The sequence below is a fragment of the Mesorhizobium sp. M0751 genome, from assembly GCF_040320265.1.
Taxonomy (GTDB): domain Bacteria; phylum Pseudomonadota; class Alphaproteobacteria; order Rhizobiales; family Rhizobiaceae; genus Mesorhizobium.
The window spans coordinates 332,752-347,416 of record NZ_JAMYPH010000001.1; the positions used below are offsets into that span (position 1 = coordinate 332,752).

At 58.7% G+C, this 14,665-nt stretch carries 12 protein-coding genes; 6 read left to right on the forward strand and 6 right to left on the reverse strand.

Annotated features, from left to right (window positions below):
- Positions 1 to 6: 6 nt before the first annotated feature.
- Complete coding sequence (locus tag NKI19_RS01530) at positions 7 to 636, reverse strand: TetR/AcrR family transcriptional regulator (RefSeq protein WP_352565094.1); 630 nt, start codon at positions 634 to 636, stop codon at positions 7 to 9.
- 148 nt (positions 637 to 784) lie between these two features.
- Between NKI19_RS01530 and NKI19_RS01535 the strand changes: the two genes are divergently transcribed.
- On the forward strand, positions 785 to 2,821 hold the full coding sequence (locus tag NKI19_RS01535) for an oxidoreductase (protein ID WP_352565095.1): 2,037 nt from the start codon (positions 785 to 787) through the stop codon (positions 2,819 to 2,821).
- 34 nt (positions 2,822 to 2,855) lie between these two features.
- Entirely contained in the window at positions 2,856 to 3,458 is a 603-nt protein-coding gene (locus NKI19_RS01540) for a dimethylsulfoniopropionate lyase (protein WP_352565174.1), read from the forward strand.
- Between the two features lie 272 nt (positions 3,459 to 3,730).
- On the opposite strand, the gene NKI19_RS01545 is transcribed toward NKI19_RS01540, so the two are convergent.
- Both NKI19_RS01545 and NKI19_RS01550 read right to left on the reverse strand, forming a co-directional pair.
- Entirely contained in the window at positions 3,731 to 4,792 is a 1,062-nt protein-coding gene (locus NKI19_RS01545) for an FAD-binding oxidoreductase (RefSeq protein WP_352565097.1), read from the reverse strand.
- A 4-nt stretch (positions 4,793 to 4,796) separates the two neighbouring features.
- Positions 4,797 to 6,035: an aromatic ring-hydroxylating oxygenase subunit alpha gene (locus NKI19_RS01550; protein WP_352565099.1), complete on the reverse strand. Its 1,239-nt coding sequence runs from the start codon at positions 6,033 to 6,035 to the stop codon at positions 4,797 to 4,799.
- 157 nt (positions 6,036 to 6,192) lie between these two features.
- Here NKI19_RS01550 and NKI19_RS01555 point away from each other — a divergent pair, with 157 nt between their 5' ends.
- Positions 6,193 to 7,071 carry a LysR family transcriptional regulator gene (locus NKI19_RS01555; RefSeq protein ID WP_352565101.1) on the forward strand — a complete coding sequence of 293 codons (879 nt, stop codon included), beginning with the start codon at positions 6,193 to 6,195 and terminating at the stop codon, positions 7,069 to 7,071.
- A 170-nt stretch (positions 7,072 to 7,241) separates the two neighbouring features.
- On the opposite strand, the gene NKI19_RS01560 is transcribed toward NKI19_RS01555, so the two are convergent.
- Positions 7,242 to 8,201, reverse strand: coding sequence for a LysR substrate-binding domain-containing protein (locus NKI19_RS01560; protein WP_352565103.1), 960 nt, complete (start codon positions 8,199 to 8,201; stop codon positions 7,242 to 7,244).
- A gap of 359 nt (positions 8,202 to 8,560) precedes the next feature.
- Here NKI19_RS01560 and NKI19_RS01565 point away from each other — a divergent pair, with 359 nt between their 5' ends.
- The 3 genes from NKI19_RS01565 to NKI19_RS01575 are packed head-to-tail and all read left to right on the forward strand — an operon-like array spanning position 8,561 to position 12,290.
- A complete protein-coding gene (locus NKI19_RS01565) occupies positions 8,561 to 10,111 on the forward strand; it encodes a trimethylamine methyltransferase family protein (protein WP_352565105.1) in 1,551 nt (516 codons plus the stop codon).
- An 8-nt stretch (positions 10,112 to 10,119) separates the two neighbouring features.
- The gene (locus NKI19_RS01570; RefSeq protein WP_352565107.1) at positions 10,120 to 11,226 is read left to right on the forward strand and encodes a mandelate racemase/muconate lactonizing enzyme family protein; all 1,107 of its coding nucleotides are present in this window, start codon (positions 10,120 to 10,122) and stop codon (positions 11,224 to 11,226) included.
- On the forward strand, positions 11,226 to 12,290 hold the full coding sequence (locus NKI19_RS01575) for a GlxA family transcriptional regulator (RefSeq protein ID WP_352565109.1): 1,065 nt from the start codon (positions 11,226 to 11,228) through the stop codon (positions 12,288 to 12,290). The genes NKI19_RS01570 and NKI19_RS01575 overlap by 1 nt, the downstream gene beginning before the upstream one ends.
- Before the next feature lie 116 nt (positions 12,291 to 12,406).
- Here the strand turns inward: NKI19_RS01575 and NKI19_RS01580 are convergent, their stop codons facing one another.
- Both NKI19_RS01580 and NKI19_RS01585 read right to left on the reverse strand, forming a co-directional pair.
- On the reverse strand, positions 12,407 to 13,540 hold the full coding sequence (locus NKI19_RS01580) for a mandelate racemase/muconate lactonizing enzyme family protein (protein ID WP_352565111.1): 1,134 nt from the start codon (positions 13,538 to 13,540) through the stop codon (positions 12,407 to 12,409).
- 11 nt (positions 13,541 to 13,551) lie between these two features.
- A complete protein-coding gene (locus tag NKI19_RS01585; protein ID WP_352951072.1) occupies positions 13,552 to 14,625 on the reverse strand; it encodes an alcohol dehydrogenase family protein in 1,074 nt (357 codons plus the stop codon).
- Between the last annotated feature and the right edge of the window lie 40 nt (positions 14,626 to 14,665).

The following is a 14,665-nucleotide window of genomic DNA, read 5'->3' on the forward strand; positions in this document are numbered from 1 at the left end:
TCTTCCTCAGTCCGCCAAATAGTCATGTCTGGCGAAGAACCGATCCAGCTCGCGCTGCTGCGGGGCCTCGCCTGTAAAAATCTCCACGTAGCCGGGAATGCGCTTCATGCGGGCCGTGAGATCTTCCCGGGTCTGCATTGAGATGTAGCCGATCTGCACGAGGTAGACAGTGCGCGCTCGAACGTCGGCCAAGCTTTCCTTGTAACCGAAGCGGACGAACATCTGGCTCATCGCGTCGAGACGCGTCTGGTCGGCTTTCTGGACCTCCGCCAGAATGTCAGGGGATTGAATCGCCCAGCTTCTGACTGCGAATTCGAACTGGGCATCGAACAAGGACTTGTCGAGCCAGCAGTCGAAAACGTTCAGCATCGCTTCGGCCACCGTCTCGGCATACGCCTCGGCCTGCTTGACGAGGCTGCCGGTGTTCTTGTCGCGCCAACGCGCTACGAGGGCAGCCAACAGTTCTTCTCTATCCCTAAAGAACCAATAGAAGCTGGTGCGTGACAGGCCCAACTTCTTGGCCAGTGGCGAAATTCTCACCGTGTCTACGCCAGATTCCAGAAGCAGGTCGTAGGCGGCCTCAAGCCATCCCTCCGGCGATCCACGCCATCCGCTATCGTTCGAAATCTGCTCCATGAGCGACCAGCCTAACAAAAGGTCAAACTGAAAACCAGCAAAATGTACACCTATGTCAACTCTGTCGACCTTACCGAAGCTAAACTTGACATGTGTGTACATTTCCGGTTAGCGTTCGCGCTTGTCCTCCCAGCCCGGAGCCGGTCAGATGTCGAGCGATCCTCTTCTGCAACCCTACAAACTCAAGCATTTGACCCTGCGCAATCGCATCATCGTGACCTCCCACGAGCCGGCCTATCCGGAGGATGGGATGCCGAAGGAACGCTATCTTGCCTATACGGTGGAACGGGCAAAGGGCGGTGTGGCGATGACGATGACAGCCGGGTCCGCGGCCGTCTCGAAGGACAGTCCCCCGGTCTTCAACAACCTGCTCGCCTACAAGGACGAGATCGTGCCGTGGATCCGGCAAATGACAGATGCGGTGCACGAAGAGGGCGCCGCCATCATGATCCAGCTAACCCATCTTGGACGGCGTACACGCTGGGACAAGGGCGACTGGCTTCCCGTCGTGGCGCCGTCCCATCATCGTGAAGCCTCCCACCGCGCATTTCCCAAGAAGATTGAAGACTGGGATATCGAGCGCATCATCAAGGACTTCGCGGACGCCGCGGAGCGGATGAAGGCGGGCGGGATGGATGGCGTCGAGCTCGAGGCCTACGGTCACCTGCTCGAACAGTTCACGTCGCCTCTCATGAACGACCTTGACGGCCCTTATGGCGGTTCCCTTGAGAACCGCATGCGCTTCTGCATGGACGTCTTGAAGGCGATCCGCTCAAGGGTCGGCGAGGACTTCATTCTGGGCGTGCGCTATACGGCGGATGAATGTCTCCCCGGCGGCACCGGCAAGTCGGAGGGCATTGAAATCTCCAAGCGCCTCAAGGAAAGCGGACTTGTCGATTACCTCAACGTGATCCGCGGCCATATCGACACCGATGCGGGCCTGACGGACGTCATCCCGATCCAGGGAATGGCGAATGCGCCGCATCTTGATTTTGCCGGCGAGATTCGTGCCGCTACCAACTTCCCAACCTTCCATGCAGCGAAAATACCGGATGTAGCGACGGCGCGCCACGCGATTGCATCGGGTAAGGTCGACATGATCGGCATGACGCGCGCTCACATGACCGACCCACACATCGTGCGCAAGATCATCGAGAAGCGTGAAGACGAAATCAGGCCCTGCGTGGGCGCCAACTATTGCCTTGACCGTATCTATCAGGGCGGAGCGGCATACTGCATTCACAACGCCGCAACCGGCCGCGAACTGACCATGCCGCACATCGTCCCCAAGGCCGAAACCCGCAAGAAAATTGTCGTGGTCGGCGCAGGTCCGGCCGGCCTAGAGGCGGCCCGCGTGGCGGGCGAGCGGGGACACGAGGTCGTGGTCTTCGAGGCCGCCAGCGGGCCGGGAGGACAGATCCGCCTGACAGCGCTGAGCCCGCGCCGCAAGGAGATGATGAGCATCATCGACTGGCGCATGGCCCAGTGCGAAAAATACGGGGTGACCATCAAGTTCAATGCCTGGGCAGAAGCCGAAACCATCGAGGCGGAAAATCCTGATGTCGTCATCATCGCGACGGGCGGGGTGGCGCACACCGATGTCCTTTCCAAGGGCAACGAGTTGGTTGTGTCTTCATGGGACATCATCTCCGGAGACGTAAAGCCGGGAAGCAATGTCCTCATCTTCGACGACGCCGGCGACCATGCCGCCCTCCAGGCCGCGGAATTCATCGCGGGTGGGGGAGCGAAGGTCGAGATCATGACGCCGGACCGGTCCTTCTCCCCCGAGGTGATGGCTATGAACCTCGTGCCCTACATGCGGGTCCTGCAAAAGCTCGATGTGACCTTCACAGTTACCTATCGGCTCGAGTCCGTTGAAAAGAATGGCAACCAGCTCATTGCAAATGTCGGCAGCGACTACGGCGGCATATCCAGGCAGCGCGTCGTGGACCAGGTTGTCGTCAACCACGGCACCATTCCGCTCGATGACATCTATTTCGAGCTGAAACCGAAATCGACCAATCACGGCGAGATTTCGCATGATGAGCTCATTGCCGGACAAGCGCAGTCGGTGGTGCGGAACCCGCAAGGCCAATTCCAATTGTTTCGTATCGGCGATGCCGTTTCAGCTCGCAACACCCACGCCGCGATCTACGACGCACTGCGACTGGCGAAAGATATTTGACCCGGCAACGAACGCGCACAACAAGGGCTGCGAGATGAACAGAAGTGACGCCCTGCAATATTTTGTCGACACCGCGTTCGTGGCCTTCGACCAGTTCTCACACGACCTGCGATCGCGCAGATCGATCATCCAGCTCTTCGCCCAATCTGAAGTTCCCGGACTGGAAAGGACCAAGGCCGGGAGCCGCAAGCCGGTCTGTTCTCATCTTGGCTCGGCGTTGGCGGAAGAGACGATCCCGTCCACGCTCCGCAACTTGGTCGAACGCTTCAAGGCGATCGAGCCGCTGCTCGAATGGCGGCCGAAATCAAATCCCGCCCCGTCTGCCAGCCGCAATTTCGCTGACGGTCACGCCAACGCGATGATCCTTGGTCCGGGCGGCATCGAGGACAGAAACGATCTATGGCTCGGCGTCACTTTGATGGCTCCTCACGTCCGGTATCCCGACCACAATCATCCGCCGGAAGAAACCTACCTCGTGCTTTCGGATTCCGAGTTCAGGCAGGCTGACAAGGAGTGGTTTTCGCCGGGCATCGGTGGATCATTCTACAATCCGCCAGGCATCAAACATGCAATGAGATCCCTGGATACGCCGCTGTTCGCTTTCTGGGCGCTGCTGGTGGATCAAACGCATCACTGAGCTGGCCGAAACCCGGTATTGACCGAGGGGCAGCCAAGAAGATTGCCGTTCCGATGAGGCATGCAGATCATCAATAGCTTCATCGCCTCAACGGTCCGGCTTCAAGCGAAGTCGGAGGTGGAGTTCCGCGACTACTAGGATAGATATTCCGCTTGTACTCGACCGCTTTGGGCCTGCTGAGCCTATATGACGAGATCACAAGAGGGCATCGAAATCAAAGTAGAAAACTCTGGCCTCGATCCCCAATTCCATCGACCGATCTCGGCTATCTGCTATGCGTCGACTTTCACGCGTCCGATCGGGTTGGAGCAGCACGCAAGAATATACCCTTCGGCAATCTCCTCTTCGGTGATGCCGCCGTTATGCACCATATGAACCTGACCTTCAATCTTTCGGATCTTGCAGGTTCCGCAAATCCCCATGGAGCAGCCCGATGGAATCACCAGCCCCGCGGCCTTCGCAGCGGACAGGATCGTATGCGTCTCTGTACACTTCGCGACTATGCCGGACAGGGCAAACTGGATTTCGGCCACGCTTTGTTCATTCGGAACCACATCCTCGGGGACATTCTCCGCATCTGGAGGCTCTGCCTGGAAGCTTTCCTGATGATAGCGGCTCATGTCGTAGCCGAGACCCGCAAGGGCCTCGCGCACGGCCCGCATGAAGGGCTCGGGTCCGCAGCAGAACACCTCGCGGTCCAGATAGTCCTGCGCCATCAGGCCCAGCATGATCTGGTTGAACATCCCGCGGTAGCCGGTCCAGGACCGGAAGGGATCTGCCTCTTCGACGACCCATTTGAGATCGATGCCGACGATGCGCGACGCCATGAGTTCCATCCTGTCGCGCAGAATGATGTCGGACGGGCGGCGCGCGCAGTTAATGAAAACGATGTCCGGCTCGCGCCCGGAATCGTAGAGCCAAGTGGTCATCGCCACCATCGGTGTGATGCCGGAACCGGCCGAGATGAAAAGGTATTTCTCGACCGGATGATGGACGATCGAGAATTTCCCAGTCGGCCCTATAGCCTTGATGAGCGCGCCTTTGCGCAAATTGTCGAGCATCCATCTGGTGCCGATGGACCCTTCCTGCGCCTTGACCGTGACGGTCAGGGCAGTCGGACGCGACGGCGAAGACGAGATCGTATATGTGCGATAGACCGGCCCCCCTGGAACGGGCAGTTCCAGTGTAACGAACTGTCCCGGTTCATGATTGAACAGCGCGCCGGACGGACTCTGAAAGCTGAAGGTCACGACATTCGGCGCTTCCGGAGTACGGGTTACGCATTCCAACTCTTCTGCATCGGTCCAGAACGAGAGTTTTCTGAATGCGCTCATCGGGTCATTCCGCTGCAACTTGAAGCGGCGCAAGGGCGCGCTCAAGCCAGGCTGCATACCAATCGACAAATTGCGTCACGCCGCTTTCCTGCCCGGGCGAATAGGGGCCAGGAGTATAGGCCGGCGAGAGTATCCCAAGCTGATTGTTTTCAACGATTTCGCGGTCTTCGTCATTGGTCGCGATCCAGACCTCGGTCAGGCGCTTGAGGTCGTAGTCCACACCTTCGACCGCGTCCTTGTGCACAAGCCAGGTGGTGGTGACTTCGGTTTCAGTGGCGCTGATCGGCAACACCCGGAAGGTGAGGGAGTGGTCCGGCAGGAAGTGGTTCCATGTAGAGGGATAATGGAACATGAGGAGCGAGCCGGCGTCGGGCGGCGCAACCCGGCCAAGGTTCTTGGCGACGGCCGCCTTGCCGTCCATCGTATAGCTCACGGCCTTTTCCTGAAGCGGCATACGCGCCAGGCGGTATTGTCCCTCTCCGGCGAGTTGGAACTGCGCCGGCGCACCGGCGCCAGCGCAGCGGTCGAAATGCGCCTGTAGCTTCGCCGATACCTTCCCATCAGCTTGGACGCCAGCGACTTCGGGATCGAGCGGGAATGAGCGGCACAGCGCCGGATGATTACTGCTGCAATGATAGCATTCGCGGTTGTTCTCCCACACCAGCTTCCAATTGCCTTTTTCGATGATGGTCGACGTGTACGCGACTTTGGAATCCGTAAGGTCGTGGACTTCGAGATATGGCTGAGCCATCTGGGCGAAAGCATCGAAATCAGGTGGAGTGGTGGACAGGCAGACGTGGATCAGGCCATCGAGATTGCGAAGATTGACGGGCTTCAAACCATGTTTTGAGGCATTGAAATCCGGGCCCATGTCATTCGCCCAGATCAGCTTACCATCGAGCTCATAGGTCCACTGGTGATAGGGACAAACGAGCTTGGCCACCTGGCCTTCGCGCGCCTTGCAGATCAGCGACCCGCGATGCCGGCAGGAATTATGAAAGGCGCGGATTTCGCCATCGCGGCCTCGAACGACGATCACCTCGTAGGCACCCACGCGCATCGTTACATAGCTACCAGCTTTGGCAAGCTGGCACGCCGGGGCTGCGTAGAGCCATTCCTGGTAGAAGATGTGCTCGAGGTCGAGCTGGTAAATCGTCGGCGATGTGTAGAACGGCTGTTCGAGCGCATAGCCCGAGACGCGACGTGCTAGCAGCTCTTGGATGGTCGGCGAGGCGGCGTTCATGCGGAAATTCCATGGATAGCAGGCTTATTTGAAATGAAATTTTCTGGCTTGAACGCCTTTTGCGCAACAGCAGTAATTTTCAGCACGAGTTAGTTCAGCTAATGTCTTGCACGCCGCGAGCTCCCATGGGCCAACAAGCGGTTCCGAAGGGGCTGTGATGCCAAGACCGTACGATCTCTCCTCGGTGACCGCTCTCATCTGCTTCGAGGCTGCTGCCCGAAATGCAAGTTTCAAGAATGCCGCTCAGGAATTGAACGTGACACCCGCGGCCATCAGCCACCAAATCAAGGCGCTTGAGGGTGACTTGGGATGCAGCCTGTTCCTGCGCAGGAGCCGTGGTGTCGAATTGACTGAGAAAGGGGCGTTCTTGTTCGTTGCGGTGCAGCGCGGGCTAGAGACGATTTCCGACGCCGTTACTCACATGCGTGATCGCCCCGAAACCGCTGACGTGACCATCCGGACAACGACGGCAGTCAGTTCGCTTTGGCTTACACCGAAGATTTCTACCTTCTGGAAAAGCCATCCCACCATCACTGTCTCGCAGATCGTCAGCGACGTGCCCGGAGCCGCCATCCGTTGCGATCTAAGTATTCAATACGGTGATGCGCAGGAGAATCGCGAAGAGTGCCACAAACTCTTTCACGATCGCATCGTCGCGCTGGGAACGCCAAAATTCGCCGCTGAGCATGGCATTGGCCGGATTGAGGATCTGCTCAAGGCGCCTTTGATTCATACGAATAACGAGGATACCGACTGGGAGAACTGGCCGGACTGGTTTCAAGCGCTTGGACACACCATCCCAAAGGGCCGCAGGTTTTCAGTCAACAACTACATGATTGCCCTCCAGGCCGCTCAGGATGACATTGGGGCGGTCTTGGGATGGGATGGATTGGTCAAAAGTCTGATGGATCAGGGACGGCTGGTCGCACTTGTGCCCGACAATATTCCATCGCCCAGGGCATTTTATCTGAAAATCCATCCCAAGGCAGGTTCGAAAGCCCGACTCTTTGCCAGTTGGCTCGCCAAAAGCTCTTGAGGGCTGCTCTCTTGCTCGCGGACTTCGTAGGAAGTCGGCACCTTGAGGCTCAATCACAGGGAGTGTAACCGCTGACCCGCAGCCTTCAACGCGGATGGACCCTGTCGATGGAAGTTGGCAATAGCATCGCCGTAAAAATCTACACGAGGAGCGCTCCGGACGGACGAACTCTAGCTGTCTCGTTCCTGCATTGCGATTTCTCGGATCCAGCTTCGCAGGATTTCGGCAGCTGGTGAAAGCGTGCGCTTATCGTTCCAGGTGAGATAGTAGCTTCCTGGAGCCGGGAGTTCGAGTTCGGTCAGCCTGACCAGTTTGCCTTCGTCTATCTGTGACTTCACGAGGCGATGCCAGCCTACGGCAAGGCCCTGGTCGGCTTGAGCCGCCTGCATGGCTACAAAGAATTTTCCGAATCGGCGGCCGCGGGTCGGGCCGTGGGGCACGGCCGCACGTCGCAAGACTTCGTCCCAGCCCGCCCAGTTCGGATCAACCCAGTCGACATGCAGCAAGGGAAGATCCGGCAGGGATGCTGCCGTCGCGTCTCGATGTGCTTTGGCAAACTCCACCCCGCAGACCGGATAGATGGTTTCGCCGAAAAGAAGCTCGGCGTTCTCGTCAGGCCAGGAGCCGAACCCATATCGGATGCGCAACTCTACCTCGGCCCTCCGGTAGTCTCGCGGATTGTCAGAGATCAGATGATCGACTGCAATCTCGCCGTAACGTGTCCAGAAATCGGGCATACGCGGTATCAGCCACATCGTAGCAAAGGCGTCAGAACAGGCGAGCGTGACGTTCTTGGAGCGATCGCCGCGCTTGACGTTACGGACAATTTCGGCTGCGCGCGAAAAGCCACTCGCAAGGACGCCATAGAGGTCCTCGCCGGCACTCGTCAGCATCACCCCCGAGCCCAGCCTTACAAACAGCTGAACGCCAAGTTCGTCCTCGACCGCCTTGACCTGCCTGCTTACCGCCCCGGGAGTTACATTCAGCTCTCCCGCCGCCAATTTGAACGACAAGTGCCTGGCGGATGCTTCGAAGACGGCGAGAGCTGTCAGGGAGGGTAGGTCATAATATCGGCGAACCATCCTGGGCTCCAAACGTTCCAAAACCGAGCGGGGCAGAAACTTCGTCAAGACGTGCGCGCGGCGTCGTGATCTCTACCATGCATACACCAGATCGCATCTTGCTAAAGCTGGTGCTGTCGGGACTGCAGGCACTTTCATGCGGAGTATGCTGACCGTAGCAACTCAGCAAAGATGAAGGTTTCTGCTTGGCGCGGGAGGGAATGATTTACGGGCCGGCGTTCAGTGAATGAGCCGCGTTTCCCATGACGATGCTGATTGGGTCAATCGTAAGCGACGAGGCGAAGCCTCCGACGTCCGCGTATAAGTCAACACGCGCGTGAGACTTTTGCAGTAGGTCAAATCGGCGGGTTGCAGCGATAGTCGCGCGCGGTCCGGCTGCGGCTCGCGTGTTCTTTTTGGAGGCCCGCATGACCATTGAAGCGCAAATCTCGCGAAGGGGAGGACGCGACGCCCGCCGAATTATTCGGACCGCGCCCAAGGTGGAGATGCTGCCGACACTCAAGCGCGGGCTACCTGTAATCGAGCCCATGGATGCAGAGCAGGTAGAACGCATTCACGAAGCGTCGCTGGCGATCCTGGAAGAGGTCGGCGTGGTATTCCGCGATCCGATTGCTCTTGAGGACTGGAAGAGAGCAGGCGCCGACGTTCGCGGTGAGCGAGTCTATCTGGATCGCGCGTTGGTGATGGATCTGATCAAAACCATCCCCCCCGACATTGAGTATTTCGCACGCAACCCGGCAAAAAACGTACAGCTGGGCGGCCCGAATTCGATCTTCGTGCCGATGACCGGCGCGCCATACATGCGCGATCTTGACGACGTGCGTCGCGGCCCGACCATTGCGGACCTGGGGACCTTCCATAAGCTGGCGCACATGATGCCGGCGCTGCATTCATCGGCGCACCATATCGTCGAGCCGATGGATATCGTCGTTGCGCACCGACATCTGCACATCACCTACTCGTCGATGAAGCATTCCGACAAGATCTTCATGGGCATGACCACCTCGCCCAAGAATGCCGAGGACGTGCTCGATATGTGCGAGATTCTCTTTGGCAAAGGCTTCATGGAAACGCATGCGGTCACTACCGGAAATTGCAACGGCAATTCTCCGCTCGTGTGGGACCAGGTCATGCTCGGCGCCATGCGGGCGTTCTGCCGGCGCAACCAGCCGGTGCTGTGCTCGCCCTTCGTGCTGGGCGGCGCAAACACGCCTGCGTCGACGGCGGCTGCGGTGGCGCAGCTAAATGCCGAGGCACTCTCCGCACTCGCCTACACCCAAGTGATCCGCAAGGGCTGTCCGGCCATCTACGGGCATTACCTGTCGACGGTCTCCATGCAGTCCGGCGCCCCAATGGCTGGAACGCCCGAGATATCGCTGATGAACTTCATGATCGGTCAGATGGCGCGACGCTACAACGTGCCGTGGCGCACATCGAACCTGCTCGGCGGTGCCAAGATTTTCGATGCTCAGGCCGGCTACGAAAGCGCCATGACAATGATGGCGGTGCTGATGTCCGGCGCCAACTACATCTGGCACTCGGCGGGCTGGAACGAAGCCGGGATGCATTGTTCCATCGCCAAGTTCGTGGTCGATGCCGAGGTTTGTGCCATGGGTTATCGCATGACCCAAGGTATCCAGTGGGAAGATTTCGACGAGGCCTTGGCCGCCATCCGTGACGTCGGACCCGGTGGCCACTATCTCGGCCATCCGCATACCCAGGCCAACTTCGAACGTGCATTTTTCATACCAAAGCTCTTCGATAACAATTCGATCGAGCAATGGAAGGTCGACGGCTCCAAGGACATAAAGCAAAGGGCGCTCGACCATGCGAAGCACCTTTTGGGAGAGTACCAGGAGCCCACGCTGGATCAGGCCAAAGATGAAGAACTGCGCGCCTATATCGATCGACGCTCGCGCGAGATCCCGGCGGTTGACGCGCTCAACGACGATTATTGAGCGTTGTCATGCGCATCAACAGGATCAACGTCTATTCGACCCAGCTTCCAACCAAGGGTGGCGCCTATAAGATGGCGAGCACCGAAGTCCACTCGTTGGACAGCACCCTTGTCGAGGTTGTGACGGATGACGGCATTACAGGATGGGGCGAAACCTGCCCAGTCGGTCCAGTCTATCAACCCCATCACGCGCTGGGAGCTCGGGCGGCGTTAGCTGAAATCGCGCCAGGCCTGATTGGAGAGTCGACCCAGTCGATACGTCATCTCTCCAAGCGGATGGATGAAAGGCTCAACGGGCACAACTACGCCAAGGCGGCGCTCGACATAGCGTTCCTCGACCTCATCGGCCAGCGTCTTGGCGTGCCGGTGTCGATGCTGCTGGGCGGAGCACTTACAGACCGCGTGCCGTCTTACTACTCGCTGATTGTGGGCGCTCCGGACGAATCCGCGCGTATCGCGGCCGACAAGGTCAGAGCGGGCTACCCGCGTATCCAGGTCAAGATTGGTGGTCGCGACCTAGAGAAGGACGCAGCAACGGTGCATAAGGTCTGGGAGACTGTGGGCCTCAAGGCAAGCATCGTTGTGGACGGCAATCGTGGCATGTCCGTAGCATCTGCGCTTCAATTGGATCGCCTTTGCCAAAACATCCCGTGCGTGTTCGAGCAGCCCTGCAACAGCATGGAAGAGAACGCCACTCTCCGGGGCAGGTTTACCCATCCCATTTATCTCGACGAGAACACCGAAGACCTTAATGCAGTATTGCGGGCCATATCGTCGGGCATTGCCGATGGATTTGGTTTCAAAGTTACGCGTCTGGGCGGTTTGACCAAAATGGCGGTCGCCCGCGATATGTGTTCCATCCGGTCGCTGCCGCACACCTGCGACGACGCATGGGGCGGCGACATTATCGCAGCCGCGTGCGTACATCTTGCTTCTACGGTTGAGCCACGTCGCTTTGAAGGCACCTGGATCGCGCAAGAATATATCGATGGGCACTACGACAATACGAACCCCGTTGTCATAGAAAATGGTCATATTGCCGTGCCGCAGGGAGCGGGCCTCGGAGTGAAGCCCGAAGCCGGCGCCTTTGGCGCCCCGGTAGCGAGCTATGGTTGATGATGAATGCTCCGGCCCGCGTCCCCGAAGTCAGCAGCCCCGTCCGCCTTGAAGCTGCGTTTCAGGTGCCGGGCAAGGCGCATGACATTGCCGTGCTCGTGCTGCCAGGATTTTCGCATCTGGCGCTTCACGCCTATATCGAGCCCTTGCGTATAGCCAACGCAGTTTCCCGGCTTCCACTGTTCCGCTGGCGGATTGCGGGGACCGACGGCCAAGCGGTCGTGGGCGCCAATGGACTTTCGATTCCAGTGGACGTGACAGTCGAGGAATTGGCCGCGGACGGGTCCTACGATTGCAGGCTGAACCAGTTCGTCGTCGTAGCGGGCGAACCTGTTGAAAAGCAGATGACGCCTCACCTGAACGCGTTCCTGCGGCTACTGGCGAGGCGCGGGATACCGATATCGGCGGTGGGCACGGCGACGTGGCTTCTCGCCCAGACGGGCCTTCTCGCGGAGAGCCGTTGCACTATCCATTGGTCACGGCTCGCGGCTTTCTCCGAGGTTTTTCACAAGCCGCGCATCCGTGATTCCCTGTTCGTCAGGGATGGCCAATATTCAACCTGCGCCGGTGAATTGGCGGCGTTCGATCTCGCGGTGGATCTTGTTGCGGGTCACGCGGGCGCCTACGTCGCTCAGGAAGTCTGTCGTCATGCCACGGTAGAGGGCCAACGCTCCGGTTCGAACCGCCAGACGGGTCCATCAGGTCTGGCGTTTGCGGGTGTCAGCGACAAGCTGGCGATGGCCATGCGCATTATGGAAGAGAATGTGGAGACTGCGCTGTCGATGGGTGACGTTGCGGGCCGGGTTGGGATCTCCCGCCGGCAGCTTGAACGCCTGTTCGCGATCCACATAGGTCAGCCGCCGGCCCGTCACTACCTCAGGGTCAGGGTCGACCAAGCCAAGCGCCTGCTCGAAGGCACGCGTATGCCCATCATAGATATTGCTGTAGCCTGCGGGTTTATCTCAGCATCGCATTTTGCCAAATGCTTTCGTATCATCAACGGTCTTTCGCCACAGCAGTGCCGGACAATGGTGCCGGCATGGGTCGGCCCAGGCTTGGGATAGTTCAGTCTAGACCCTGATGGTTGAACTCATCGGCGTGGAGCTCTAGCAAAGAAGACGGCGGCGCCCCTGTTTACGCAGAGCCACACTTAAGCCAGCGCGCGAGGCTGCTGATCAACCTAATCGCCCCAAGTCATAATAGGCTCGCCGAGAACAGCGTGATCCACTTCGATTCCGAGCCCGGGGAGATCCGGCGGGATGACCCCTCCGTCGCCAAAGTGAGCGTTGAACTTGGCTGTTTTTGCCGTGACCATATCGTCGCTTTTCAACACGCAGCGCAAGAGTCGCGTGGGTACGGTTGCGCCAAGGTGAACGATTGCAGCAAAGGCGATGGTAGAGCCAGCGGTTTCCTGAACACTCATGGTGAGGCCTGCGGCACGACAGATGTCGCGATGGCGCCGGCCGTGAGTCAGGCCACCGGCTTTCGAGATCTTTAGTCCGATGCCATCGGCCAAATCGTTGGCTATGATGAAGGCAATATCTTCATCGAGCTGAGCGAGTTCGTCGAGCACGATGGGGTAGGGGCAGCGCTTACGCAGCGACATGGTTTCACGGATGGTCGCGCACGGAGCCTCCAGGACGAAGTCCATACCTTGCGGGAGCAGCTGCAGCATCCTCAGGGCAGTTTCTGGAAGGAGACCGCCATTGGCATCAACAATGAAAAACTCGCCTGGTTTCTTGTCGGCCAGGCATGCTGCGATACGTTCGGCATCAAGCGCCGGTCCTCCCTCGCTGTCCAAGGCTCCGATCTTGACAGAGTGTCCAAGGTATCCCCTCGCACGGTGGTCCGCCGTGCGGCGACGCATCTCTTCGGGATCGCCGGCATAGATCGATGAAATCATCGGTAGGGGCTTTCCTGTTCCCCCTCCTAGGAGTTCGCAAACTGGCAGCCCGACCGATTTGCCAAAAATATCCCAGCACGCGACGTCGAGTGCCGTTTTGGCATGGTTGTGGCCTATCAAAGCGAAATCCATCGCGTCATTGATACGGTCGACCTGACGAGGATCGCGGCCCAGCAATGAAGGCGCGATCTCGGCGATTCCTGCTCGGGTGCCAAGAGCATGGGATGCAATATAGGTTGCACCGAACGGGGTGCTTTCGCCCCATCCCTCTATCCCGGGGTTCGTGATCACACGGACGATCGTCGCATCGAAGGTACGGTACTCTCGACCACCCGAAAGGAGGTAGACGCCGCCAGAATAAGGGAGGTCGACTTGGAAGACGTCGATTTTCTGAATCTTGAGGTCGTGCATTTTCGCCGCTTTCACTCGGGTATGACGAGGACCAGCTTGCCGCTGATTGTCTTGGACAGGAAATCCTCCTGCGCCTGGACGATCTCTTCCAAGGAATAGGTCTTGCCGATGTGCGGCTTTATTTCGCCGCCCTCGATGTAAGACACGAGGTTTTCGAAGACGATGTCCTCCTGGAACGTACAGCCAAAGAAGCTCAGATCCTTGAGATAGAGCGTGCGCACATCAAGCTCGACAATCGGTCCGGCAATGGCACCGGCAACGGCATATCGTCCGCCACGTCGCAATGCGTCCAGCAGCTGCGGAAATTGCGGACCTGCCGCGACGTCGATGACAACATCGATCGAGTCCTTTCCTATGGCGTCGACGAGGCTCTCTTCACGCGACACCACGCGATCAGCACGCAATTGGCGTACCGTGGCGGCCTTTCTCTGGCCTGCAACCGCGATGACGATGGCCCCTCGCCGTTTTGCCAATTGGACGGCAGCGGACCCGACGCCGCCGGATGCACCGGTGATAAGCACAGTCTCGCCGGCCTTCACGTCTGCCCGATGCAACATGCCTTCGGCGGTCGAATAGGCACAGGGCACAGTAGCCAATTCGACCTCGCTCCAGCCGCAGTCGACCTTGAACGTCTCACGCGATGGCGCTTTCGCGAATTGCGCGAATGCGCCGTCGCATTCGGATCCAAATGTCCAGCATTCCCAAGGTCGGTAGTCCACATAGGTGCGAAGCAAATTCCGCACGATGACGCGTTCGCCGATCCGCCCTTCATCGACACCCGCTCCAACAGATACGATGTGGCCACAGCAATCAGCGCCCTGTATGCGCGGGAAGGACAATGCCATCCCCGTCCAACTCGCGTCGTCATCCTCCGACGACTCAAATCCGGAGGAGCCGCCTTCGGAAGTGCCGCTCCTCACTCCCTTGGAATACCAGCCGATCCGGGTATTGATGTCGGTGTTGTTGATCGCAGCCGCAGCCACCTTTATGAGAACCTCGCCCGTTCCCGGTTGTGGAACCGGGAGGTCGGTTTTGAATTGCAGCTTGTCGAAGCCGCCATGTCCGGTCAGCACCACGCCGGACATGGTTATTGGAATGCGGGTTGAAGGGGACATTTCGCGGCCT

Bases quoted from the DNA above. Each gene is read 5' to 3' on its own strand.
- NKI19_RS01530 (WP_352565094.1), bottom strand. From the start codon at position 636: ATGGAGCAGATTTCGAACGATAGCGGATGGCGTGGATCGCCGGAGGGA.
- NKI19_RS01535 (WP_352565095.1), top strand. From the start codon at position 785: ATGTCGAGCGATCCTCTTCTGCAACCCTACAAACTCAAGCATTTGACC.
- NKI19_RS01540 (WP_352565174.1), top strand. From the start codon at position 2,856: ATGAACAGAAGTGACGCCCTGCAATATTTTGTCGACACCGCGTTCGTG.
- NKI19_RS01545 (WP_352565097.1), bottom strand. From the start codon at position 4,792: ATGAGCGCATTCAGAAAACTCTCGTTCTGGACCGATGCAGAAGAGTTG.
- NKI19_RS01550 (WP_352565099.1), bottom strand. From the start codon at position 6,035: ATGAACGCCGCCTCGCCGACCATCCAAGAGCTGCTAGCACGTCGCGTC.
- NKI19_RS01555 (WP_352565101.1), top strand. From the start codon at position 6,193: ATGCCAAGACCGTACGATCTCTCCTCGGTGACCGCTCTCATCTGCTTC.
- NKI19_RS01565 (WP_352565105.1), top strand. From the start codon at position 8,561: ATGACCATTGAAGCGCAAATCTCGCGAAGGGGAGGACGCGACGCCCGC.
- NKI19_RS01570 (WP_352565107.1), top strand. From the start codon at position 10,120: ATGCGCATCAACAGGATCAACGTCTATTCGACCCAGCTTCCAACCAAG.
- NKI19_RS01575 (WP_352565109.1), top strand. From the start codon at position 11,226: ATGATGAATGCTCCGGCCCGCGTCCCCGAAGTCAGCAGCCCCGTCCGC.
- NKI19_RS01580 (WP_352565111.1), bottom strand. From the start codon at position 13,540: ATGCACGACCTCAAGATTCAGAAAATCGACGTCTTCCAAGTCGACCTC.
- NKI19_RS01585 (WP_352951072.1), bottom strand. From the start codon at position 14,625: ATGTCCGGCGTGGTGCTGACCGGACATGGCGGCTTCGACAAGCTGCAA.